We start from the raw sequence: 23,258 nt of genomic DNA, 5'->3' as shown, positions 1-23,258 counted from the left end.
CTGGTCAAGCCATAATGCATGACATAGCTCATTTTGAAGTTGCGCTCCGAAACGCGTACGACGATGCGATCTCATCCCGGTGGCCGTATCGAGTCCATTGGTTGCTTCACGCGGAATCCCCAGCAGTAATGCCTATTTGGCGTACGAAGTCTGTCAACGGCATAAAGCGGGGAATGGACGTCAACTACCGTACTCGGAAGAACATCGACGATGCCATAAGGAAGTGTGGTTACGGCAAGGCGAGTGCCGGCAAGGTCATTGCCGAATTGTCTTTCGGGTTCTGGCGGCAGCTGACTACCAACGCTATGGAGAAGAGCATGTGGGTGCCATACCTGCACACTGCGTTTCCTCAGGGCACATCTCGCAGGTCGATCGACGCACAAGTGTCCGCAGTGAATGAGCTGCGCAATCGGATCGCTCACCACGAGCCGTTGTTTGGTCCAACTGTCGATCCTGAGTCTGTCTGTGGAGAGATGATGGACTGCCTGCTGCTGGTAGCTCCAAGTGTGCACACTTACGTTCAGCGGACCTCGACAGTGGACGGGGCTCTGGCCGCGCGTCCGTAATAGGCTTTTTCAACGTCAGAGACCAGCATCAGCACCTTCACACACCCATACCCAACGCCCGTCCCGAGGTCTACGCTGGAGAGTGCGTCCATCGAGCCAAGGAGGGTGTCATGGCCGACACCGAACACGCTGACTGCATCATCTCCGGAGGCGGTCCGGCCGGAATCGTCGCCGGGCTGCTGCTCGCCCGCGGCGGGGTGAGAGTCGTGGTGCTCGAGAAGCACAAGGATTTCTTCCGTGACTTCCGCGGCGACACCATCCACCCCTCGACCCTGCGCCTGCTCGACGAACTCGGGCTCTATCACCAGTTCGCCCGCATCGCTCACCGTCGCGTCGAGGGCGTGACCCTGACCGGACGCAGCGGCGAGGATGTTCTGCTCGCCGATTTCACCCGCCTCAACCTGCCCCACCCGTTCATGACGATCGCGCCCCAGTGGGACTTCCTCGATCTGCTCGCGAAAGCAGGGGAGGACGAGCCGAACTTCGACCTCCGGATGGGCGTCGAGGCCACCTCGTTGATCTGGGACGGCGACCGCGTGATCGGTCTCCGTGCGCGGAATTCCACCGTCACCGAGGCGGCACCTCCAAACGAGGACATCGTCGAATTCCGCGCGCCGCTCGTCATCGCCGCCGACGGCAGATGGTCGAAGGCCCGCGCCGAGGCGGAACTGTCCGTTCGTGAGCTGCCGTCGACGATCGATGTGTGGTGGTTCCGCATCGACACCGAGGCGGTCCTGCCCGATTCCGTGGCCCCGCGAGGTGGTGACGGCAAGGTCTTCGTCGCGATCCCGCGTCAAGGCCACGTCCAGATCGCCCGGCTGATCCCGAAGGGCGCGGACGCACGCCTGCGGGCCGAGGGCATCGAGGCGCTGCGTGGCGCCGTCGCTGCGACGTACCCGGAGTTGGCAGATGACGTCGGAGCAGTCGAACTCGACGATGTGAAGCTCCTCGACGTCCGCCGCAACGAGGCCAGACGCTGGTTCGTCGACGGTCTGCTGTGCATCGGGGATTCCGCACACGCGATGAGTCCGCTCGGCGGGGTCGGAGTCAACCTCGCGGTGCAGGACGGGGTCGCCGTCGCCCGGATTCTCGCTGAGCCTTTGCGCTCGGGATCGGTGCGCACCGCAGACCTGCGTCGTCTCCAGCTCAGGCGGCTGCCGACCACTCGCGCCGTCGAACTCCTGCAATCAGCCATCCACCGGATGGTCGAACCTGCCGTCCACGGACAGCGACCGATCCGCCCACCCGCACCGGTAGAGTGGCTGCTGACGACCTTTCCCGCACTCACCCGCGTTCCGGCGCGCATCCTCGGTGTCGGCATCACCGCCGAACACGCCCCGGATTTCGCTCGACGTTCCGGTTTCCCTCAATCGGCTTCGACGGCCAACACCAGTGCCACGGCACGTTCAGGCCCGTAGAGTCTCAGACATGAACTCACTATTCGACTCCATCCGCAAACTCGGTTTCCGTCGCGGTCCCGACCGCATCCTCGGCGGCATTGCCGGAGGCCTCGCCGAGGTCACCGGCATCAATGTCTGGCTGATGCGCCTGCTCGTCCTCGCTTCGTTCCTGCTTCCGGTCATCGGCCTCGGTGCGTACCTCGTCGTCTGGGTCCTCACCCCGTGGCAGGACAATTCGATCCCTCTGCAGCAGCTCTTCGGCGGCCGCTCGATCGAGTGACATCCAATTCGCGATGGGCCGATGCGCAAGAATGAGGACATGAGCGACAGCGAACCCTCCGCACCGGCCTATCGCTATGCCGCGCCCGACGAGTGGCACGAGGTCGACAGGTACTTCACTCAGTCATTCGTCGGTGAGGACGATGCGCTGATCGCCGCCAGACGATCAGGTGCTGCGACGACGATGCCTCATGCCGAAGTCGCGGCGAACCAGGGCGCGTTCCTCGGCCAGTTGGTGACGATCGCCGGTGCGAAGCGTGTGCTCGAATTCGGCACCTTGGCAGGCTATTCGACCATCTGGCTCGCGCGAGCAGCGGGAGAGGACGGGCGCGTCGTCACCCTTGAACTCGAACCGGACAACGCATCGATCGCCGAGGCGAACTTCCGTGCCGCCGGAGTCGCCGAGCACATCACGATGATCGTCGGACCAGCTGCCGAGTCCGCCGCCCGGCTCATCAGTGATGGTGCTGAGCCGTTCGACTTTGTGTTCATCGACGCCGACAAACCGAACAATCCCGCCTATCTCACTGCTGCGCTCGAACTCACCCGATCAGGGGCGGTGATCGTCATCGACAATGTCGTTCGCAACGGCGCAGTCACAGACGCCGACAGCACCGATCCGCGAGTTCAGGGCGTGCGCAAGGTCGTCGACGAGATCGCGGCCCACCCCGAACTCGATGCGACAGCGTTCCAGACGGTCGGCGAAAAGGGATGGGACGGGCTCATCATCGCGCGTCGGCGGTGATCCGAATCCGGAGTCCGGGTCTACCTGACCTGCGGCGAGCTGACCTGCGGCTACCTGACCTGCGGCGAGCTGCGGTAATAGACATCGATGGGATCGAGGTCCATCGTCGGCGCGTCAAAGATCGTCCAGATAGCCAGCAGGATGGTGATCGGGAAGAACGCAACCGCCACATAACGCGACATTCCCCTCCAGAATCCGACGCGTCTGCCGCTGTGCTTGAGCGTGACGACTCCACACAGCGCTTGGCCGGGGGAGACAGTGCAGCCGTAGAGGGCCCCGAAGATCAGCGCCATCAGCGGGTAGCTGATGAGAGCCACTTTGGTGGCGCCGTCGATCGAGATGATGTTCACTGCAGTGAGGGCCAGGGCAATGCCGATGAGCATCCCGGTGAAGAAGAGCACGAAGACCGCATCGAGGGTCCTCGCCCACCAGCGTCGGGTCGGTGGTGCCGGTGTCATCGGACCGGAGCTTCGCCAAGGCCCGGGGCCATGGACGGCAAGTCCAGCCTGGGCACGGTAGTTCGAACTCATTGTGCGTATCTCTCTCGGTGGTGATGGGCCGATGACCTTGACTCTATGCGAACGCCTGCCGGCAGAAGGTGATCGTCAGGAAACATCCTGTGCCAGTACCGGTACGAAACGCTCCCGTGCGCCCGTTTGTGGTCAATGCACCGAGGAGAATCCGACGGTTCGGCGGAGAGGCCTCGGCGCATTGACCACAAACGGGCGCTGAGAGAGGTGTGTCGAGACAGAGAACGAGCCTTCACAGAAGCCGGGAATGAGAAATGTGCCGCGACATCGAGTGAACGAAGTCGCGGCACATTGTGTCGGTGGGCCCCGTGGGGATCGAACCCACGACCCGCGGATTAAAAGTCCGCTGCTCTACCAACTGAGCTAGAGGCCCCGCCCCATCACAAGCGCAGAACACAGGCCTGCCGGCACATGATGGAGACGAACTAATAGTAGAGGTTCGCGTCCGGATTACTCAAACCAGGAGCTCCTCCGTCGACGCACGGCAGCAGTCCGCCGAACCGGGGCCGCCGCAAGCCGAGCCGCCGCGGGCCGAGCCCCGCCCTCACTTATCCAGTTCGGGGCGATCCTCGCCGGTGTGGGTGCGGGGCAGACCGTCCGGCGACTCGAGTTCGTCGGGGTCAGCGGGTTCGATGACGTCGGACTCGATGGCCTTGTTCTTCTTCAGCTTTCCGACCAGGGCGCGGACATTGGTCAGACCCGCCAGCAGCTTCCGGTCCTTCTTCGGTGCCACGTACTCGGGGTCGGTTTCGATCGGGAAGACCGTCGGAGCGGCGCCGAAGGCTTCCTTCGACTCCTTCGCGATCTGGCGGGCCATCTGGCCATTGACGACGGCACCGATGACAGCGCCGACTCCGAAGGGCAGCAGTCGGCCGACGAGAGAACCGCCGGCGCGCGCGGCGAACTTGCGGATGAAGGTCTTGCGCAGCTTGCGCACGAGCAGATCGACCAGGGGAGCGGGCAGCTGCTTGGTCACGGTGGCGCCCCAGCTGCCGAGCATGGAGTCCACTCCGCCGTTCTTCTTGCTGAAACGCTGCACGAGGTTCTTCCCGTCCTTGCCCAGCATCAGCCCGAGCACCAGGGCGTTCGCCCGCTTAGCGTCGGCCACAGGCAGGCCGTGGATCTCCGAGATCGCCTGAGCGAACAGCGCAGTGCCTTCGAGGAATCCTGCGGTTTCGACGCCGGCGACGCCCAAAGCGGCCGTCGTGCCCAGACCCGGAACGGCCGCGGTCGCACCGACTGCGGCGCCTCCGGAAGTGGTCAGGGTGAGGTAGTGCCTGCGGATGATCTTGATGAGCTCTTCGGGGGTCGCCTCGGGGTGTTTGCGGCGCAGGCTGCGCACGTAGGCCAGGGCGACGGGCCGCTGTACGGACAGCAGACGCGACAACATCGACTGGGCGCGGGGATTGAGGGTGCCATCGTCATTGACTGCGAGCTTCGTCGCCTTGTCGATGCCCTTCTTCGCCACGGATGATTTTGCCACGAGAGTTCCTCCTCGTATCGGTCACTCGCGACTGCGGGTCGCAGACACGAATCACTGACAAGTTTAGTGGCCGCCACTGTGAGCCGAGCGAGCGAATCCTGACCGTGGGGCGAAAGTCCGAATGTGCTCCACGTCCTAGTCTCCGCACCCTCGCAGGGACTAAACTGCCGTGACCATGTCACAGCGCGCATTCCACCGTCCCGTTCCCCTCGCCGACCTCGACGCCGTCGGCGCCTCTGACGACCCCGTCGCCCGCTCCGAGACCTCACATGCGACAGCGGCGCTGCTCCTCGGCGACGCGCAAGGCAACCGCGACGAGGCCGCCACCAGGCGCTTCGTCGAACTCGCCGATGACATCGGCTTCGAGGTCATCGCCGAGATGTGGTCGGCCGCTCCTGCCGTTTCCGCACCCGGAGCATTGTGGCGCCTCTACGCCCTGCGCCAATGGATCAAGTCTGCCCCTCGCGCACTCGCTGAGATGTTCTCCGACGGCCAACGCCGCGTCACCGAGGGCATCGGCTACGACGAGATCCTCGCCGGCGTCGAGCTGCCCGCCGGCCCCGACGAGGTCGCCCACGCCATCGACGAAATCCTCGTCGGCGCCTTCCGCGGCGACGTCGTCATCGCGCTGCTGCGCGCCTCCGCCTTCGTCGGCATCTGCGCGGCAGGCACCGACGACCACGACACCGGCGCCCGCCTGCGCCAGCTCTCCGAAGACCTGTCCGACGCCGCCGTCGCCCATCGCCGAGGCGGTCTCGACTGAACGTCGGAACTCAAAGGCCCCGCCCTCGCCGTCGCCCCTCGCCGAGGCGGTCCCGACCGACCGTATGAGTGCGGTCCTCGTCAGGGCCCGATATTCCCACCCGACCCCGTTCTCGACTGTGAGATTCTCAACGGACGAAGTGCCGCCTCGGCGGTGGATTCATGAGCATGAACGAGTATCGTAGGGGGTGGCCTTCGGGCCACCGGACGCTGGATCGCTGAAGCCCCGGGCTCCAAATTCAGCCGCTTCGAGCGGCCTTCCGCCGAGAGGCGCTCTCGGTCCAGTGTCCGGCACATATCATTGAGGCATCATGCATATTCGTCCGGCTCGTCCGGGCCTCGGGCAGGAGGAGCGCATGCGGCTCAAGCGGGTACCTCAGGACTCTGTCTTCTACGAGCGGTTGTCCGCTCTCGTCTCTCAGATGCGGCAATGCAACTTGGTGCTCGCAGAACTCTCCGGAATCGAAATCAGCGAACGGCGCGATGTCGCTGATCGCCTCCGCGAGATCGGGGATCAAGCCGATGAGGACATGGGCGCGATGCTGCGGGCGCTGCGGGAGAACTACATCACCCCGTTCGACCGCAACGACCTCTACCTGCTCAGCCACCACATGCGCGATATCTGCCATCGCCTGCACGGGGTCGGATTCGTCCTCGCCTCCGGAGCCTTCGACCCGCTGCCCTCAGGCGTGCCCGAGACCCTGGCGGTGCTGTCGAACCAGACCGACCACACTTCGCGGATGATCACCCGGCTGCCGGGCAAGCTCGACCAGTGGGACTACGTCGATTCGATCAACCGGCTGACCTACCAGGTCGAGAGCCTGCAGTGGCGGATGTCGGACGCGGTGCCGAACTCCAAACGCGGTCTCACCTATATGGCGGCGGTGTCCCAGCTCGGACAGGCCTTCGTCCGGGCCGCGCACGGGTTCACGGAACTCGGCAAGGTCGTCGCGGCCATCGCGATCAAGGAGTCGTAGTCCGTGGAGCTGCTGTTGGCGGCAGTCATCGTCGCTGCGGTGATCTTCGCCGGTTCGAACGGTTTCCACGATGCTGCCCTGACCGTCGGCAATGCGGTCGTCGGCCGAGCGATGCGACCCGGCTGGGCGCTCAGCCTGGCCGTCATCTTCAACTTCATCGGCGCCCTCCTCGGTGAGGGAATCGCCATCGTCGTGGCCAACCAGATCGTGCTGTTCTCCGGTTCGGCCGACCTCATCCTCACCAGTCTGATCATCGCCTTCGTCGCGGCGACGGCCTGGAGCCTGTTCACCTACTACCTTGCGCTGCCGGTGTCCTCGACGCACTGTCTCATCGGCGGGCTGCTGGGTGCCGGCATCGTCTTCGGCTTCTCGATCAACGCCGAGCATGCGATGAACAACGTGGTGTGGCCGCTGCTGCTCTCACCCATCCTCGGGTTCATCCTCGCGTGGGTGCTGACCCTCGTGCTCTCGAAAGTGCTCGCGTCGACTCCGCCGAAGCCGCTGTACCGGGGTGCGCGCATGGTCGATTCGGTGCTCACGGCGTCGCTGTCCCTCGTTCACGGAGTCCAGGACGCACAGAAGGTCGCGGCCCTGGTCATGGTCGGCATCCTTGCGGTCGAAGCCACGCCGCACGACGGTCTGTCCATCGTTGAGATCTCCTGGCCGGTGCGCCTCCTCATCGCCGGAGCCCTGGCGCTGGGCACCGGGCTGAGCGGTTGGCGCGTGGTCCAGACCCTGTCGGTGCGGATGGTCAGACTCGACCCCCTCAAATCTGCCGTCGCCGATGGCGCGGCATCGATCCTCATGTACACCGCGGCCCTGATCATGCGCGTGCCCGTGTCGCTGACCTTTGTGCTGGGCTCATCGATCCTCGGCACCCAGTACGCCGGTCGCAAAGGCCACGCCCGGGCCCGCTACTTCCTGCCGATGTTCGGCGTCTGGGTGCTGACGATCCCCGCCGCAGCGCTGCTCGCCCTCGTGCTCGGATGGATCGTCAAGGCCGCAGTCGGGCTGTAGCGACCGACGCCGCAGCCATCGTCGCAGTCACCCGCCGGTCGTTTGTCAGCTGGTGAAAGGCCCGTACGTGGCCAACAGGTTTCCCTTGCTGGTGCGCTGGACGTCCTTGAGTGCGAGTCGAGTCGTCGCCCCGCCCTCGAAGAGGGACCGTCCGCTGCCGGCGACAACCGGATGTATGGCCAGCGTCAGCTCATCGACGAGGCCGGCTTCGACGAGCTGACGGACGACGGACATCGAGCCTTCGACGGCGATCTTCCCGCCGTCTGTCTCTTTGAGCGTTCGGACGAAATCGACGAGGTCTCCCTGAATGAGCGTCGATTTCTCCCACCGGAGGTCTGCCTGTGACAGCGTCGTCGAAGCGATGTGTTTGGGCGTCGAGTTGATGAAGTCGGCGAACGGCGCGTCCTCGCCCTCTGTATGGTTCGGCCAGTAGTTCTCCCACTCCTGATAGGTGATCCGGCCGAGGACGCAGTCGTCGACTCCGCCGATGGCCGTGTTCATCCATTCGCCCATCTCTTGGTCGAAGGAGTCGAACTGGAAGTTGAACGGGTCCGAAGCGATGCCGTCGAGAGACTGGAACAGTGCGGCGATGACGGTGCGGCTCATGATGTTCTCCTCGGTGAGTGTCGTGTGAGTCGAGTGTCGCGCAGCTCGTATCAGTTTAAAAATTGAACTGCAGTTTTAATGATGAAGCATTATCGCTACACTGTCAATCATGAAGTCGTACGGGCAATACTGCGGCTTGGCCAGGGCGGCCGAGATTCTGGGCGAGCGGTGGTCTCTGATCATCCTTCGCGACCTCCTCGTGGGGGCGAAGCGCTTCAACGAGCTGCGGCAGGGCATCCCCGGCATCCCATCGAACTTGCTGACTACCCGTCTGCGCGATCTCGAGTCCGCCGGCATCGTCGAACGCAGCCTCAAGGACCGGCATGTCGTCTATCGGCTCAGTGAGTACGGAGAGGGCCTCGGCCCCGTGCTCATCGAACTCGGCCGCTGGGGCTCGCGCCGCTTGGCCGCTCCTCGTGAGGACGAAGTGCCCACCGACAGTTCGTTGGCTGCTGCTCTGCTGACGTCTCGGACCGACGTGAGCGTGCGCCCCTTCACCGTCGAAGTGACGGCCGGTCCGGCAGTCGCTCACGCGGCAGTGCATGAATCCGGGGTCGACGTGGCCGAAGGTGCCGATCCGTCGGCACAGGTCTTCATCGGAGGGACGGGCTTGCGAGGGCTGCTGGCCGGTGGTGATGCGAAGACGGCAGTGGCTGACGGAGCGGTGACAGTCGCCGGGGACGAATCCCTACTGACGGAGTTCGCCCGCGCCTTCCGGGCACCCTTAGACGATGCTGCCAGCACCCCACCGAACGGCAAATGAGTCCAGGCAAAAAAAGTTCTCCGGTCGTTCCAGAGCGATTCTCACGCGGAGAACGCACTGGAACGACCGGAGAATGAGGAGCTGAGGCGCACTGCGCCCGATACGTCACCCCGCCAGAGCCGGAGTCCCGCCAGAGCCGGCATCCCGCCCGCTGCGAACCTCAGATCATCCGAAGCGGCCGGAGATGTAGTTCTCGGTCTCTTCCTTGTCCGGGTTCGAGAAGATCGTCGAGGTCTCGTTGAACTCGATGAGCTTACCGGGCTTGCCGGTGCCGGCGATGTTGAAGAACGCAGTCTTGTCGGACACGCGAGCGGCCTGCTGCATATTGTGCGTGACGATGACGACCGTGTACTTGTCCTTGAGGTCGTTGATGAGGTCCTCGATCGCCAGGGTCGAGATCGGGTCGAGAGCCGAGCACGGTTCGTCCATGAGCAGGACCTCAGGCTCGACGGCGATCGCGCGGGCGATGCACAGACGCTGCTGCTGACCGCCGGAGAGTCCCGAGCCGGGCAGGTTGAGACGGTCCTTGACCTCGTTCCAGAGGTTCGCGCCGCGCAGGGCACGCTCGGTCAGGTCGTCGGCTGCGGACTTCGACAGGCGCTTGTTATTCAGGCGCACACCGGCGAGCACGTTCTCCTTGATGCTCATCGTGGGGAAGGGGTTCGCCCGCTGGAACACCATGCCGACTTCGCGGCGGACGTTGACGGGGTCGACGCCTGCACCGTAGATGTCGTTGCCGTCCATGAGCACCTCACCGGAGACGGTGGCGCCGGGGATGACCTCGTGCATGCGGTTGAGGGTGCGCAGCACGGTGGACTTGCCGCAGCCGGAGGGGCCGATGAAGGACGTGACGGAGCGCGGCTTGATCTGCATCTGCACGCCGTCGACGGCGCGGAAGTCGCCGTAGAAGATGTCGAGATCCTTGATGTCGATCTGCTTGGACATTGTGTTTCCTATCCGTGGATTCTGATGAGTCTGGAAGTCTGTGGGCGGCAGGCGATCACCGGCGGGCGATCAGCAGCTGGTGATCACCGGCCCGTGATCAGCGGCCGGCCTTCGGTGCGAGCACCTTCGCGATGATGCGTGCGAGCAGGTTGAGGACCATGACCAGGAGGACGAGCACGAGGGCGGCGGCCCAAGCGCGTTCGGAGCTGGCCAGTGCCGCAGCGCCGGGAGAGACCGGTCGCAGCTGCGAGTCGTAGATGAAGGTCGGCAGCGTCGACATCCAGCCGGAGAAGAGGTTCCAGTTGAGGGTCTTCGCGAATCCGGCAGTGACCATGATCGGTGCGGTCTCACCGATGACGCGGGCGATGGCGATGGTGACACCCGAGAGGATGCCCGACACCGAGGTGGGCAGAACGATCTTCACGATCGTCTTCCACTTCGGCACGCCCAGTGCGTAGGAGGCTTCGCGCAGGTCCATCGGCACCAGGCGGAGGATCTCCTCGGTGTTGCGCACGACGATCGGGATCATCAGCACGGACAGGGCCACGGCCGCGGTGAAGCCGGTCTTCGCGATCCCCGCGGACGCGGGCATGACCAGGTTCGCGATCGTCGAGAAGAGTGCGAAGGCGAAGAGGCCGGCCACGATCGAGGGAATGCCGGTCATCACGTCGACGAGGAAGGTGATGGACTTGCCCAGACGGTTCTTGCCCGCGTACTCGACGAGGTAGATGGCGGTGAGGACGCCGATCGGGATCGAGATGATGCAGGCAGCGAGTGTGATGAGCACGGTGCCGACGATGGCGTGGTAGAAGCCGCCCGCCAGAGTGGCTTCGCCGGCGACGTACTGCTGGTCGAGCACACCCTTCATGCCGAGCATGGTGCGGGTGAGCAGGTCGCCGCTGATGGCGGCGCCGCCCTTGGACACGGTCAGCCACAGCAGGGAGATGAGGGGAACACAGGCGAGGACGAACGTCGAAGTGACGACGGTGGTCGCCACACGGTCGACGGCCTTGCGGCGGCCTTCGTAGGCTCCGGAGACCGCGAGTACGGCAACGATGTTGATGAGTCCGGCGAGAACGGCGACGACGGGGATGTTGAAGCCGCCGAAGGCGATAAAGCTGATGATGATCGCCGCAATGATCGAGGCGACGGCGATGACCCAGGGCGTGGCCTTGGGCAGCTGCTTCGAAGTCAGCTTCGCGGGTTTGGCGATGGCAGTGTCTGCGGTGGTCAACGTTCTCAGCTTCCCTTCACCGAAGTACGGGCGACGATGGCGCGGGCCCCCATGTTCACCAGCAGAGTGATGACGAAGAGGACGAGGCCGACCGTGATGAGTTCGGACAGGCGCAGGCCCGCGGCCTCGGGGAAGTTCTGCGCGATCTCAGAGGCGATGGTCTGGTTGCCGCTGACGACGAGCGAGGCGGTGAGGACGCCGGGGGAGAGGATCATGGCCACAGCCATGGTCTCGCCGAGGGCACGACCGAGACCGAGCATCGTCGCCGAGACGATGCCGGATTTGCCGAACGGGAGCACGGCCATGCGGATCATCTCCCAGCGGGTGGCGCCCAGAGCCAGGGCAGCTTCTTCCTGCAGGCGCGGAGTCTGGAGGAAGATCTCACGCGTCAGCGAGGTGATGATCGGCAGGATCATGATCGAGAGCACGAGCGAGGCGGTCAGCAGCGTGCGTCCCGTCTGCGAGACCGACCCGTCCGCGGCGGGTGCGAAGATCGGGATCCACCCGAACCACTTCGACAGCCACAGGTAGAAGCCGGTGAGGTTGCCGGCCAGGGCGATGCCCCAGAGACCGTAGACGACCGAGGGGATCGCAGCGAGCAGGTCGATGACGTAGCCGAGCGTCGGAGCGAGCTTGCGCGGAGCCATGTGCGTGGTGAACAGCGCGATGCCCAGAGCGAAGGGCGTCGCCACGACCAGAGCGATGGCTGCGGAGATGAGCGTGCCGATGACCAGCGGCCACACATAGGAGAAGAATCCCTTGCCGCCGGTGATCTGCGACGGATCGTTGATCTGCGCAGAGATGGTGTCCGACGACTGCGCGAGAAGGAACAGGGCCACACCCGCGAGGATGAGCAGGATCAGGATGCCGGCGATGAGTGTGGCGGCGGAGAAGATCCGGTCGCCGGGACGGACGACGGTCTTCTGCTGCTTAGGTGCGGAACTTGAGCCCTGCGGCGAAGCTCCGGACTGTGGTGTGGAGCCGGGCCCTGTGGGGCCTGACTCGGTGGTCTGTGTGCTGGTCGGCACAAGTACTCCTCACGTGACTTGTGGTGGAACCCGGGATGGTCCCACAGGGGGCGGAGCCTGGTGGATGCTCCACACGCGCCGAAAAGCGGCGCAGGGGATCTGCGCCGCTCCCGACTGGTTATTTCTCGAGGTCAGAGACCAAATGTCAGCCTGCAACCTTGATTGAGTCGATGACCTTCTCGATTTCCGTACGGAGTTCGTCGGAGATCGGAGCGGAACCGGCCGAATCGGCGGCCGACTTCTGTCCCTCTTCCGAGACCACGAACTTCTCCCAGGCCTTGACCATGTCCACGGTCTCCTGGTCCTTGTAGGACGAGCAGACGAGGTGGTAGGAGACGAGGACGATCGGGTAGGCACCGGACTCGGTGGTGTCGCGGGCGAGGTCGTAGGCGAGGTCGCCTTCGCTGCGTCCTTCGACCTTCTCCGAGGCGTCGACGACCTTGGTCGCGGCTTCGGGGGAGAGCTCCACGAACTCTTCGCCGACCTTGACCTTGGCGGTGGACAGCTCACCGACAGCGGAGGCATCCGCGTAGCCGATGGCGCCGTCGGTGTCCGAGACGGTCTGGATGACGCCGTCGGTGCCCTGCGAGGCCTCGCCGCCGTACTCCTTCGGGAAGTTTCCGTCGACCTCTGCGTCCCACGTCTTCTCGGCGGTGGCCTTGAGGTACTCGGCGAAGTTCTCGGTGGTGCCCGAGTCGTCGGCGCGGTGGACGGCGGTGATCTTGAGATCAGGCAGATCGGCGTCCGGGTTGTCGGCCTTGATGGCCTTGTCGTTCCAGTTCGTGATGTCGCCCTTGAAGATCTTCGCGATCGTGTCGGGAGAGAGGTTGAGCTCGTCGACGCCTTCGACGTTGAACGTCACGGCGATCGGGGAGATGTAGACGGGGAACTCGTAGGCTCCGTCGGCGCCGCAGGCTTCTTCTCCGGCCTTGACCTCTTCATCGTCGAGGTGGGCGTCGGAGCCGGCGAACTGCGCGTTTCCGGCGAGGAACTGCTCGCGACCGGCACCCGAGCCGTCGGGGGAGTAGTTGACGGTCACGCCGGAGTTCTCCGAGGTGAAGTCCGCGGTCCAAGCATCCATGGCGGCCTTCTGAGAGGATGCGCCGATGCCGGTCAGGGTGCCCTGCAGGTCACTGTTGCCGCCGGAAGCCTCTTCACCGGTGGCCGAGGCTCCGCCGCAGGCCGAGAGGGTGAGGGCGCCGACCGCGAGGATCGCAGCTGAGGGGGCGAGATGCTTCATCTTCACGAAGATGCCTTTCATGTTGTGGACACAGCTCGAGGGGTCTCGATTGCTCGTGTACCACGCTAAGGATCACGCGTGAAGTGCAAGGAGTTGGAACATGAATGGAAGGTGAACGAGCGGCGAAGGGTTGGAACCACCTTGAGTGCTTGATCACAGACCGCATGCGATCCGTGAAAGGATCCCCACAGGGACGCTTGTCCCCTCGCCGAGGCGGCCCGCCGATCCGCTCCCACCGACCGATGCACATCGCCCCGTTCCAGGCGCGTCTGCGACCGTTCCCTGCCGAGTATGCGTGCACTTCCTGAGGTTCGTCGAACCCTTGCCCTGGCCAGGTGCCCATCCCTACCGTCCCTCATGTGAACGGTCCGGAAACCCAAGCTGGGTGCCCGGGCGGAGGACAACGACGGTGGAGGCACCGATGCATGAGCAGAACCGCTATCTTCTCGGGGATTCCGAGAGCGAACACACACGACTGCGCGACCAATCGGTCGTGTTCGACCCACTGACCAGACAGCTGCTGACAGAGGCCGGGATCACCGAAGGCATGAGCGTCCTCGACATCGGCACCGGGGCCGGCAATGTGGCCGCCATCGCGGCCGATCTCGTCGGCGCAGGCGGCCACGTGCTCGGCGTCGACCGGGATCCTTCCGCGCTCGACGGGGCGCGGACCCTGCTGGGCCCGAAGGTCGAATTCGCCGAGGCGGATCTCGCCTCACTCGACCTGGATCGGGAGTTCGACGCAATCGTCGGCAGGGCAGTGCTCATGCACACAGCCGACCCCATCGAGGTGCTGGAGCGGCTCAAGCACCATCTTCGACCGGGAGGCCTGCTCGTGATGCATGAGCTCGACGTCACCCATGACTGGGCGAGCGTGAGCACACCGCTGTGGGAACGGGTGAGGTCTCTCATTCTCGAGACCTTCGCTGAGATCGGCGTCCACAACAGGATGGGTGCGGATCTCTTCGGTGCGTTCCGCGCAGTCGGCCTGCCCGATCCGACACTGACGTTGAGCGCTCCGGTCGGGGGTGGGACAGAGGCGCCGAGCTTCGGCTGGGCGAACGCACTCGCCGCTCTGCTGCCCTATCTCGAACAGCGGGGGAGGGTGAGCGCCGATGAGCTCGATGTCGACACACTCACCGGGCGGCTCAGTGACGAGCTCGACGCCGCGGACGCCACCCTGCTCGGGCCGCTCATGTACGGTGCCTACTGCACGGTGCCCTGAAAACCCACAATGCCTACCGCGTCGTTCCCTGAAGCGGCACTGCCTGCTGCGCCCTCCCCTGAACCGACACTGCGCCGAGGTGCCCGGGCGGCTGGCCCCAGGCGTCCGTCCCCTGAACCTCAGGAGTCGATGGGGCGGACGCGTTCGATCTCGACGATGCGCGGCACTGGGCCGGGCCGGACATAGGCGATGAGCACCTCGCCGGGCTTGAGATACGGATCGTCCTTCGGCAGCTTCGCCTCAACCCGTTTGGGGGAGTGCTCGGCATAGACGGAGAAGATGGTCGGCAGCACGGGTCGGTGCGTGCAGTAGATGACGGGGCGGCCCTTCTCGAGCAGTTTGCGGATGAACCGCGCGGTCTTCTCCGGGTCCGCCGCGGTCGCCTTCTCGCTCAGGGTCGACACTTTCTTGATCGACTTTCCCCGAGCCGCCGACAGCGGCGCCAGGGTGGCCATGCATCGCTTCCACGGGCTAGAGATCAGCTTCTTCGTCTCCCAGGCGCTGAGCAGGCCGGTCAGCGCCATGGCCTGTCGGGTGCCGAGCTTGAGCAGCGGACGCACATGCTCGGTTTCGTACCATTTTGCGCGCGGGAACGCCTTGCCGTGTCTGACGAGGATGAGCGGCCATGCCCGCAGCGCATCCGTGGAGTCGAACTTCTCCAGCGTGTCGAGCTGCTCGCGATCGGCGTAGGACGTCAGCTTCGTCCTGGCCTCGGCGACGGGGAACCAAGCGGCACGGTCGACCTCGCGTCTGTTCACCGGATTGAAGTCGGTCTCGCCAGTGACCTCTGCCGACCAGTAGATGACCTTCTTGAGGTTGTTGCCGCCGACAGTGTATTCGGCCGACGGCAGCGGGATGCCGAGGTGGATGTCGAGTCCCGTCTCCTCTTTGACTTCGCGCACGGCTGTCTCCGGCAGCGTCTCGCCAGGGTCGACCTTGCCCTTGGGCCAGGACCAGTCGTTGTACTTCGGACGGTGGATGAGGACCACTTCGAGACCCTTGGCCCCGCGCCTCCAGCACACCGCGCCGGCGGCGAGGATATCGGCTTCGACACGGGAGGACGCCTGTGCCGAGCTGACCGAGGAGCCGCTCACGCTTCGTCCCCGATTCGCCGACGCTTCCGGTGTCTGCGGATGAGCTCCGACTGATAGTCGGTCAGCGGGCTGCCCTCGGCGTCATGGGTGCGTCTGGTCCAGGTGCCGTCGCTGGTCAGTTCGAACGCCGAGGTGGTCGGGGCGAACGCGAGGTCGAAGAGTTCGATGATCTCCGCCCGGTGGCTGTCGTCGACGATCTGCACGAGCGTCTCGACACGGCGGTCGAGGTTGCGGTGCATCATATCGGCGGAGCCGATGTAGACGATGGGGTCGCCGTTGTTGCCGAAGACGAACGCGCGGGAATGCTCGAGGAACCTCCCGAGCACTGAGTGGACGGTGATGTTCTCGCTCAGCCCGTCGATCCCCGGCCGCAGGGCGCAGATGCCGCGGACGAAGACCTCGACGTCCACTCCGGCCTGGGAGGCCCGGTAGAGGGCGTCGATGATGGCTTCGTCGACGATCGAGTTGACCTTGATGCGCACCTGCCCGGTGCCGCCGGCCTCGACATTCGCGATCTCCGAGTCGATGAGGTCGATGAGGCCCGTGCGCACCTGGCTGGGGGCGACGAGCAGCCGCGAGTACTCGGATCTCGGCGCATAGCCCGAAAGCTGATTGAACAGCTTCGTCAGGTCATCGGCGACCGCCCGGTCTTTCGTCAGCAGACCGAAGTCCTCGTAGCCGCGGGCGGTCTTCGGGTGATAGTTGCCGGTGCCGACGTGGCAGTAGCGGGCCAGGCCCTCGGCTTCCTGACGGACGACGAGGGAGAGCTTCGCATGCGTTTTGAGTCCGACGATGCCGTAGACGACGTGCACGCCGGCGCGCTCCAACTTGCGCGCCCACGTGATGTTGGCCTCCTCGTCGAAGCGGGCCTTGATCTCGACGACGGCGAGGACCTGGATGCCGGCCTGGGCGGCATCGACGAGGGCGTCGATGATCGGCGAATCGCCGGAGGTGCGGTACAGGGTCTGCTTGATCGCGAGCACGTTCTTGTCCGCTGCGGCCTGTTCGAGGAAGGCCTGCACACTGGTGGAGAACGAATCGTAGGGGTGGTGGAGCAGGATGTCGCGGCTGGACACCGCGGCGAACACGTCGACCTGGTCGCTGGATTCGCGCAGGGACAGGTCCTTGTTCATCTGCGGGACCATCTTCGGGAAATGCAGATCATCGCGCGGAACATCGGCGATATCGGACATCCCGGACAGGTCGAGCGGGGTCGGCAGGTGGTAGATCTCGGATTCGTGGATGCCCAGTTCGTCCTTGAGCATCTCGAGCACTCGGGGGTGGATGTTCTCCGTGATCTCCATCCGCACGGCCGGACCGAAGCGGCGGCGCAGCAGCTCCTTCTCCAGGGCCTTGAGCAGGTTCTCCGCATCGTCCTCTTCGACCTCGAGGTCTTCGTTGCGGGTGACGCGGAAGGTTGAGTGGTGGATGACCTCCATGCCTTCGAAGAGGGTGCCCAAGTGCTCGGCGATGATGTCCTCGAGGGCGACGAAGCGGGCCGGGACGTCGCGTCCGGCGGGACGGTCGGTCGCCTCGGCGACATTGAAGAACCGGGGCAGGCGCGGGGGCACCTTGACGCGGGCGAAGAGCTCCTTGCCGGAATCCGGGTAGCGCAGGAGCACACCGAGGTTGAGCGAGAGGCCCGAGATGTAGGGGAACGGGTGGGCCGGGTCGACGGCCAGTGGGGTGAGGACGGGGAAGACGTGGCCGAAGAAGAACTCGTCGACGCGGGCACGCTCGTCCGCGGTGAGGTCCTCGACCTGGATCTTCGTGATCGACTCCGCGTCGAGGCGGGGGCCGATGTCCTCCTTGAGCAGTGCGGCATGTCGGCTCATCAGCTCATAGGCGCGGACGCCGATGGCGTGCATGACCTGGGCGGGCATCCGGCCGGTCACGCTCGGCACGGCCAGGCCGGTGTTGATGCGGCGTTTGAGGCCGGCGACGCGGACCATGAAGAACTCGTCGAGGTTCGTTGCGAAGATCGAGAGGAACCGGACCCTCTCCAGCAGCGGGATCTCCGGATCCGAGGCGAGGTCGAGGACGCGTTCGTTGAAGGCCAGCCAGCTGAGCTCTCGATCGAGGAAGCGGTCCGCGGGATCGGGGAAGCCCAGTTCCTTGCCGGCCGCTGCGATGTCGTACAACGCTCTACTCCTTCTCGCTCGTCGTCGCTGTGCTCGTGGCCCGGTCACCGGCATTCGACTCAGCCGGCGCACCGTCCGTGCCTGCCGATACGTCGCCCGAGCCCGCCGACACGTCGTCGCCGTCTGCCGGCGCGTAGGACACGTGCGCGACCGCGACATGGAATCCCAGCCGCTCGTACAAGCCTAGCGCCGGGGCGTTGTCCGATTCGACGTAGAGCTCGATGACGTTCGCTCCGGCGGCGACCATCCGCCGCATCCCCTCGATCGTCAGCGCCTTGCCCACACCCTTGGCGTGGATGCGCGGATCGACGCCGACGACATAGACCTCGCCGAGGCGGCCCTCGGCAGCCGTGTCCGTGAGCTTGATCTGGTGGAAGCCGATGACCTCGCCGTCACGGACGGCGAGGACGACGGTGTCGGGGTCGAAGTCGGCAGCGGAGACGATGGCGTCGATATCGGCCCGCGTCTGCCCGCCCTGTTCGGGGTGCCAGTCGAAGGCGGCGTTGTTCACGGCCAGCCAGCCGTCCTCGTCGCCGGACGTGAACGAACGGATCTCCACACCGTCGGGCGCCTCGACGGCGGGCATGTCGGTCAGGCTCAGCCCCGCCTCGGTGCGCATCTGATAGAGCACACGGTCACGGCCGAGGTCATGCTTCTTCGCCAGATGGGCCGCGGCAGGGTGGTCTCCGTGGGACCAGCACCAGGAGTCGGGCGTCTCGGCGAGGATCGTCAGCAGCAGCTCTTCGCCGAGGCCCTGCCCGCGATGGTCGGGGTCGATGAGGAATTCGGCGGCGTGACGGTCGCCCTGCAGGGCGCGGATGCCGAAGCCGATGAGCTCACCGGGCGCGGAGGTGCCGGCCTCACCGTCGCACACCCTCCACACGCTCGAGGCGGTCTGCGCCTCGTGGGCGGTGTCCTCTCCGGTGGCGATGGCCATGAGCCCGCCGGAGATCTCGGGGGCGCCGTCGAATGCTGCCACGCGGTCGAGGAACTCGAGCTCCGCCTCGGTGAGGGTGTCGATGGGGGTGCTCGCGGTCGCTCCGCTGGCCTGGATTCTCATGCCTTCACGTCCTCTTCGTCTTCTGATTCGGTGACGCTGTCGGCACTGAAGCGGTAGCCGACGTTGCGTACGGTGTGGATGGCGTTCTCGAGGTCTTTGCCGAGTTTCGCACGGAGGCGGCGAACATGCACGTCAACGGTGCGGGTGCCGCCGAAGTAGTCGTCGCCCCACACGGCCAGGAGGATCTCATCGCGGGTGAAGACGCGTTCGGGGTGCAGGGCGAAGAACTTCAGCAGTGCGAACTCGCGGTAGGTCAGATCGAGGCTGCGGCCGCCGAGGTCGGCGGTGAACGCTGTTTCGTCGATGCGCAGGGTGCCGGTGACGACGATCATCGGTTCGCCGTCGGCGTTCCACGGGCCTTCGCCGTCAAGCGCTTCGCCGGTGCGGTTCGCACCGGAGCGTCCGGCGAACCCGCCGCCGGTGATTCCGCGGGTGCCGACGGCAGGACTCAGACCGCGTCCCGAGCCGGCGCCCCATGCGGCACCTGTGCCACGTCCGGAACCCACGCCGCGTGCGGAACCCACGCCCCGTCCGGAACTCAGGCCGTGTGCGGATGTGTGCGCGGCGGACCATTCTGACTCGAGGTGACGGTCACGGGCCACGCGCAGCCTCGCTTCCACCTCGGCGGGGCCGGCGGTGGTGAGGATGAGATCGGAGACGTTCCACTTCGCCGAGGCGGTCGCCAGTCCGCCCTCGCCGAGGACGACGATGATGGGTGCCCTGACCCTCCGCGCGGCGAGCAGCTCGGCGATCCGCGGAGCCACGGAGAGGTCGAGGCAGGCATCGGCGACGACGACGTCGGCGTCCAGCGCCGCGCGATCGGCGGTGGGGACCGCCTCGGCGCCGATGCGGTCGATGTGATGGCCGAGGTACTGCAGGGATTCGGGGGCGACGGGGGCATCGAGCCTGTCCGTGGGGCAGATGTGCAGAATCCGCATGTGCTGCCACCACCTCCTCGGCGCCCGTCGAATCGGCACCCATCGTCTGTGCAGATTATAGCGAGACCGGCGGTGGCGGTGACGGCCGGTGCGTCACCGACCGGCGGCCGGTGCGTCACCGGTGCGTCAGGCGAAATCGCGTGGGTGCGACCGAATGAGGCACGATAGTGCTGTGATCAGATGGATTCGAGTCGCCGTAGCCCTGGTGCTGGTGCTGGCGCTGAGCGCCTCCGCGTACTGGGGCTATTCGCTGTTCCTGCTGGCGACCGGGCTCATCGTCTTCGGCGTCGCCTACGGGTGGCCGCGCCTGACGGACTCCCCGCAGCCGCGGGCGACGTCGATCATGCTCGCCCTCTTCGGCACGGCGGGACTCTTCGCCGCATGGCAGGACTCTTCCGCCCCGTACCTCGACTGGCTGCCCGTGCTCGCAGGTCTCGGGCTGCTGTGGACCTTCGTGCAGAACCTCACGCGCGGTCTCGGCGCCTCCGATGCTGTGGCCAACGTCTCCGCGCAGGTCTCGGGCCTGGTCATCGTGCTCTCGGCGAGCACCTGGGTGGCTGCCATCACGGTCCCCGGTGACAAGGAGGCCATCGTCATCGGCCTGGCCTCACTCATCGTGGCCCAGTGCATGACCGCACTGCCGTGGCCGGCGATCTACACCTCACCTCTGGCCATCCTCATGTCCACTGCCGTCGCGGGAATCCTGTCGGTGCTCGTGTTCTCCCCGTCGATCTCCCTGCCTGCTGCGCTCGTGCTCGGCGTCGTCATGGGTCTGCTCGTGGCCGCGGTCGACCGGATGCTCGGACTCGTCGCGTTCGCGAAGTTCCAGGCGGCCAACCTCGAGGCCTCACAGAACATCGAGGTGAAGAAGAACGTCGAGAAGGCGCGCAGCTTCGCCGTGCAGCTGGCCCTCGGCGCCGCTCCGATCGCGCTGGGCGGAGTCGTCGTCTACGCCCTGGAGCGCGTCGCTCTCTGAGCCTTGGAGCGCGACGTTGCCCGTCCGCGCACTTGGCGGGCTGGATGCACACCACTTTGCCAGGAACTGTAGACTGGGAGCATGGAAAATCTCGTTGCTCTCGAAATCGTCTTCTCCAGCCTCGTCGGCATCGCTGCTCTCGGTGCCCTGGGCGTCGGAGTCAAGGTCGTCACCGCGCTGTTCAAAGACAACCGCTGATCCCTCATGATCGAACTTGATGCCTCGGTCCATCCGGAGCTCGTCCCCCTGTCCTGGCTCATCGGGTCCTGGGAAGGCGTCGGCGTCGTCGGCTATGCGGACACTCCTGAGAAGCAGTTCGGCCAGCGCATCGACTTCGTCGCCCATGAGGGCACACCGTTCCTCCAGTACACCGCGCATGCGTGGCTGCTCGATGAGGCTGGTGAACTCGAATCGACCCTGACGCTCGAGTCCGGCATCTGGCAGCTCGTGCGCCAGCACGACGAAGGCGATGTCGGCCCGGGCATGATGGTGCCCACCGCTGATCAGAGCTTCACCTCTGCCGCCGCGGTCGAGACCCTGCGCACGAACGACGACGCCTTCGAGATCGAAGCCGAGATCGTCCACCCGCACGGGGTCATGGAACTCTATGCAGGCACCGTCAAGGGCCCGCGCATCGACCTCGCCACCGACGTCGTGGCCCGGACGAAGACCGCGAAGGAGTACACCGCCTCGACGCGGATGTACGGCCTCGTCGGCGGTGAGCTCATGTGGGCCTGGGACATGGCCGCGATGGGCCACGAACTCGCCTCCCATTCCTCCGCCAGATTGAAGAAGCTGTCTTAAGATGACTGATCCCGTGTCGCCGAATTCCGATCCGTCCGATTCGCCGTCGCCGGAGAACACGAACACCCCCGCCGAGGCGGCCACCCCGACGAACGACGCAACCACTGCGACGAACGGCGCCGCCGATTCCGCGACCGATGCCGTCGCCGAGGCGGCGCGCCGGTCCTCACTCGCCCGTGGGCTGAGCTCGACCGCGGTCCTGGGTGCCGGCGAACTGTCGCAGACTCCCATCCATTACGGGGCACCCCTGCGGGAGCAGCGCGTGCTCGAGGAGAAGAACGGGCTCGTCGACCTCGCCCACCTGCGCGTGCTGCGTCTGAGCGGACCCGACCGGCTGACCTGGCTGAACTCGATCACCACGCAGAAGATCGACCAGCTGGCTCCGGGAGTGTCCACCGAGACTCTCGTCCTCGACCCGAACGGCCGCATCGAAGGCTGGCTGAAGATCGTCGACGACGGTGAGGCACTGTGGGCAGTGAGCGAACTGAACACCGATGCGACGCTGGACTTCCTGCGCAAGATGGTCTTCATGATGCGCGTCGAGATCGAGGACCTCAGCGACGAGTATCAGTGCTTCGGCGCCGTCACCTCGCTGCCGGAGACGCTGCCGGTGACCCAGCTGTGGGCCGACCCGTGGCCGCACATCGGCTCGGGGTCGGCATCGTATGCCCAGATCGACCTCGGGCAGTCCGTCGTCGGCACCGATCATCCCGGCCTCGAGACCCCGTTCGTCATCGGCATCGTCAAACGCTCCGACCTGCAGGGACTCTCCGCCCGAGACTTCGAGATGGCGGGATTCGACGCCTGGGAGGCGCTGCGGATCGCCGCGTGGCGGCCCGGGAAGAACGAGATCGACCACAAGGCACTCGTCGGCGAGCTCGACCTGCTGCGCACCTCCGTCCACTTGGCCAAGGGCTGCTACCGCGGTCAAGAGGCCGTGGCGCGCGTGCACAATCTGGGGCAGCCGCCTCGGCGATTGGTCTTCGTTCACCTCGACGGGTCCGGGCACATCGCACCCGAACCCGGCACCGAGGTGCTCGCCGAGGTCCGCGGATCCGAACGCGGTGCGGGCACACTGACCTCGGTGACAGCCCATTGGGAGCTCGGCCCGATCGGTTTGGCCGTGGTCAAGCGCAATCTGTCCCCGGACGCGGCACTGAGTTTCGAAATCAGTGACGGCGAGCGGGTCGTCGGTGCGCAGGAGACGATCGTGGTGCCCGTGCGCGAACACGAACGGACCCTGCCGGAACGGAATAAGGACGTCGACGCCCGCAACCAGAAGCGCTGATCGACGCGGCCGGAACCGCGGCTTCGGCCCCAGTGTGCGCACGCCCGGCAACCCGTGTTCGCAACCGGATCGGATGCCCGATTTCCGGCTGCGCAGGCGCAACGGATTTCGCACCTCATCCGGGCCGATCTCACGTGTTCGTCCGCATAAGCACGCG

Annotated in this window: 23 protein-coding genes and 1 tRNA gene; 12 read left to right on the top strand and 12 right to left on the bottom strand. The window is 65.5% G+C overall.

Annotation, left to right across the window (positions count from 1 at the left end; all coding sequences use genetic code 11):
* The first annotated feature begins 173 nt into the window (after positions 1–173).
* From L1F31_RS15830 to L1F31_RS15815, 4 genes are all read left to right on the top strand, one after another.
* Positions 174–566 (top strand): hypothetical protein, encoded by a 393-nt coding sequence (locus tag L1F31_RS15830; protein WP_265418191.1) that lies wholly within the window; start codon positions 174–176, stop codon positions 564–566.
* A 110-nt stretch (positions 567–676) separates the two neighbouring features.
* Positions 677–1,984, top strand: coding sequence for an FAD-dependent oxidoreductase (locus L1F31_RS15825; RefSeq protein WP_265418190.1), 1,308 nt, complete (start codon positions 677–679; stop codon positions 1,982–1,984).
* A gap of 10 nt (positions 1,985–1,994) precedes the next feature.
* On the top strand, positions 1,995–2,246 hold the full coding sequence (locus L1F31_RS15820; protein ID WP_265418189.1) for a PspC domain-containing protein: 252 nt from the start codon (positions 1,995–1,997) through the stop codon (positions 2,244–2,246).
* Between the two features lie 39 nt (positions 2,247–2,285).
* On the top strand, positions 2,286–2,990 hold the full coding sequence (locus L1F31_RS15815) for an O-methyltransferase (protein ID WP_265418188.1): 705 nt from the start codon (positions 2,286–2,288) through the stop codon (positions 2,988–2,990).
* A gap of 50 nt (positions 2,991–3,040) precedes the next feature.
* On the opposite strand, the gene L1F31_RS15810 is transcribed toward L1F31_RS15815, so the two are convergent.
* The 3 genes from L1F31_RS15810 to L1F31_RS15800 form a co-directional block, all read right to left on the bottom strand.
* Positions 3,041–3,448: an RDD family protein gene (locus L1F31_RS15810; protein WP_265418187.1), complete on the bottom strand. Its 408-nt coding sequence runs from the start codon at positions 3,446–3,448 to the stop codon at positions 3,041–3,043.
* A gap of 372 nt (positions 3,449–3,820) precedes the next feature.
* A tRNA-Lys gene (locus tag L1F31_RS15805) sits at positions 3,821–3,893 on the bottom strand.
* A gap of 171 nt (positions 3,894–4,064) precedes the next feature.
* Complete coding sequence (locus tag L1F31_RS15800; RefSeq protein WP_265418186.1) at positions 4,065–5,003, bottom strand: hypothetical protein; 939 nt, start codon at positions 5,001–5,003, stop codon at positions 4,065–4,067.
* A gap of 175 nt (positions 5,004–5,178) precedes the next feature.
* Here L1F31_RS15800 and L1F31_RS15795 point away from each other — a divergent pair, with 175 nt between their 5' ends.
* From L1F31_RS15795 to L1F31_RS15785, 3 genes are all read left to right on the top strand, one after another.
* Entirely contained in the window at positions 5,179–5,766 is a 588-nt protein-coding gene (locus tag L1F31_RS15795; RefSeq protein ID WP_265418185.1) for a hypothetical protein, read from the top strand.
* A gap of 310 nt (positions 5,767–6,076) precedes the next feature.
* On the top strand, positions 6,077–6,742 hold the full coding sequence (locus tag L1F31_RS15790; protein ID WP_265418184.1) for a DUF47 domain-containing protein: 666 nt from the start codon (positions 6,077–6,079) through the stop codon (positions 6,740–6,742).
* Positions 6,743–6,745: 3 nt separating this feature from the next.
* Positions 6,746–7,759 (top strand): inorganic phosphate transporter, encoded by a 1,014-nt coding sequence (locus L1F31_RS15785; RefSeq protein WP_265418183.1) that lies wholly within the window; start codon positions 6,746–6,748, stop codon positions 7,757–7,759.
* A 45-nt stretch (positions 7,760–7,804) separates the two neighbouring features.
* Here the strand turns inward: L1F31_RS15785 and L1F31_RS15780 are convergent, their stop codons facing one another.
* Complete coding sequence (locus L1F31_RS15780; RefSeq protein ID WP_265418182.1) at positions 7,805–8,365, bottom strand: dihydrofolate reductase family protein; 561 nt, start codon at positions 8,363–8,365, stop codon at positions 7,805–7,807.
* 109 nt (positions 8,366–8,474) lie between these two features.
* On the opposite strand from L1F31_RS15780, the gene L1F31_RS15775 reads away from it, so the two are divergent.
* Positions 8,475–9,128, top strand: a complete 654-nt coding sequence (locus L1F31_RS15775; RefSeq protein ID WP_265418181.1) for a winged helix-turn-helix transcriptional regulator — start codon at positions 8,475–8,477, stop codon at positions 9,126–9,128.
* A gap of 165 nt (positions 9,129–9,293) precedes the next feature.
* Here L1F31_RS15775 and pstB read toward each other — a convergent pair whose 3' ends face one another.
* From pstB to pstS, 4 genes are all read right to left on the bottom strand, one after another.
* The gene (gene pstB / locus L1F31_RS15770) at positions 9,294–10,073 is read right to left on the bottom strand and encodes a phosphate ABC transporter ATP-binding protein PstB (RefSeq protein WP_265418180.1); all 780 of its coding nucleotides are present in this window, start codon (positions 10,071–10,073) and stop codon (positions 9,294–9,296) included.
* 97 nt (positions 10,074–10,170) lie between these two features.
* Positions 10,171–11,307: a phosphate ABC transporter permease PstA gene (pstA, locus tag L1F31_RS15765; protein ID WP_265418179.1), complete on the bottom strand. Its 1,137-nt coding sequence runs from the start codon at positions 11,305–11,307 to the stop codon at positions 10,171–10,173.
* 5 nt (positions 11,308–11,312) lie between these two features.
* Positions 11,313–12,203 carry a phosphate ABC transporter permease subunit PstC gene (gene pstC / locus L1F31_RS15760; RefSeq protein WP_265420455.1) on the bottom strand — a complete coding sequence of 297 codons (891 nt, stop codon included), beginning with the start codon at positions 12,201–12,203 and terminating at the stop codon, positions 11,313–11,315.
* Positions 12,204–12,480: 277 nt separating this feature from the next.
* Positions 12,481–13,581: a phosphate ABC transporter substrate-binding protein PstS gene (gene pstS, locus L1F31_RS15755; RefSeq protein ID WP_429860930.1), complete on the bottom strand. Its 1,101-nt coding sequence runs from the start codon at positions 13,579–13,581 to the stop codon at positions 12,481–12,483.
* A 415-nt stretch (positions 13,582–13,996) separates the two neighbouring features.
* Between pstS and L1F31_RS15750 the strand changes: the two genes are divergently transcribed.
* Positions 13,997–14,800 carry a class I SAM-dependent methyltransferase gene (locus L1F31_RS15750; RefSeq protein WP_265418178.1) on the top strand — a complete coding sequence of 268 codons (804 nt, stop codon included), beginning with the start codon at positions 13,997–13,999 and terminating at the stop codon, positions 14,798–14,800.
* A gap of 119 nt (positions 14,801–14,919) precedes the next feature.
* Here L1F31_RS15750 and L1F31_RS15745 read toward each other — a convergent pair whose 3' ends face one another.
* The 4 genes from L1F31_RS15745 to L1F31_RS15730 are packed head-to-tail and all read right to left on the bottom strand — an operon-like array spanning position 14,920 to position 20,033.
* A complete protein-coding gene (locus tag L1F31_RS15745) occupies positions 14,920–15,894 on the bottom strand; it encodes an NUDIX hydrolase (RefSeq protein WP_265418177.1) in 975 nt (324 codons plus the stop codon).
* The gene (locus L1F31_RS15740) at positions 15,891–18,035 is read right to left on the bottom strand and encodes an RNA degradosome polyphosphate kinase (RefSeq protein WP_265418176.1); all 2,145 of its coding nucleotides are present in this window, start codon (positions 18,033–18,035) and stop codon (positions 15,891–15,893) included. The genes L1F31_RS15745 and L1F31_RS15740 overlap by 4 nt, the downstream gene beginning before the upstream one ends.
* Positions 18,036–18,039: 4 nt before the next feature.
* Positions 18,040–19,095 carry a mycothiol synthase gene (gene mshD / locus L1F31_RS15735; RefSeq protein WP_265418175.1) on the bottom strand — a complete coding sequence of 352 codons (1,056 nt, stop codon included), beginning with the start codon at positions 19,093–19,095 and terminating at the stop codon, positions 18,040–18,042.
* Complete coding sequence (locus tag L1F31_RS15730) at positions 19,092–20,033, bottom strand: winged helix-turn-helix domain-containing protein (protein WP_265418174.1); 942 nt, start codon at positions 20,031–20,033, stop codon at positions 19,092–19,094. The genes mshD and L1F31_RS15730 overlap by 4 nt, the downstream gene beginning before the upstream one ends.
* Positions 20,034–20,205: 172 nt before the next feature.
* Here L1F31_RS15730 and L1F31_RS15725 point away from each other — a divergent pair, with 172 nt between their 5' ends.
* From L1F31_RS15725 to ygfZ, 3 genes are all read left to right on the top strand, one after another.
* Positions 20,206–21,009: an ammonia permease gene (locus L1F31_RS15725; RefSeq protein ID WP_265418173.1), complete on the top strand. Its 804-nt coding sequence runs from the start codon at positions 20,206–20,208 to the stop codon at positions 21,007–21,009.
* 204 nt (positions 21,010–21,213) lie between these two features.
* Positions 21,214–21,813 carry a heme-binding beta-barrel domain-containing protein gene (locus L1F31_RS15720; protein WP_265418172.1) on the top strand — a complete coding sequence of 200 codons (600 nt, stop codon included), beginning with the start codon at positions 21,214–21,216 and terminating at the stop codon, positions 21,811–21,813.
* A gap of 1 nt (position 21,814) precedes the next feature.
* Positions 21,815–23,101, top strand: coding sequence for a CAF17-like 4Fe-4S cluster assembly/insertion protein YgfZ (gene ygfZ, locus L1F31_RS15715; protein WP_265418171.1), 1,287 nt, complete (start codon positions 21,815–21,817; stop codon positions 23,099–23,101).
* Positions 23,102–23,258: the final 157 nt, after the last annotated feature.

The sequence above is a fragment of the Brevibacterium spongiae genome (assembly GCF_026168515.1).
GTDB classification, from domain to species: Bacteria; Actinomycetota; Actinomycetes; order Actinomycetales; family Brevibacteriaceae; genus Brevibacterium; species Brevibacterium spongiae.
Note: the sequence above shows the minus strand (reverse complement) of the source record. Positions and strands in the feature narration are given on the sequence as shown.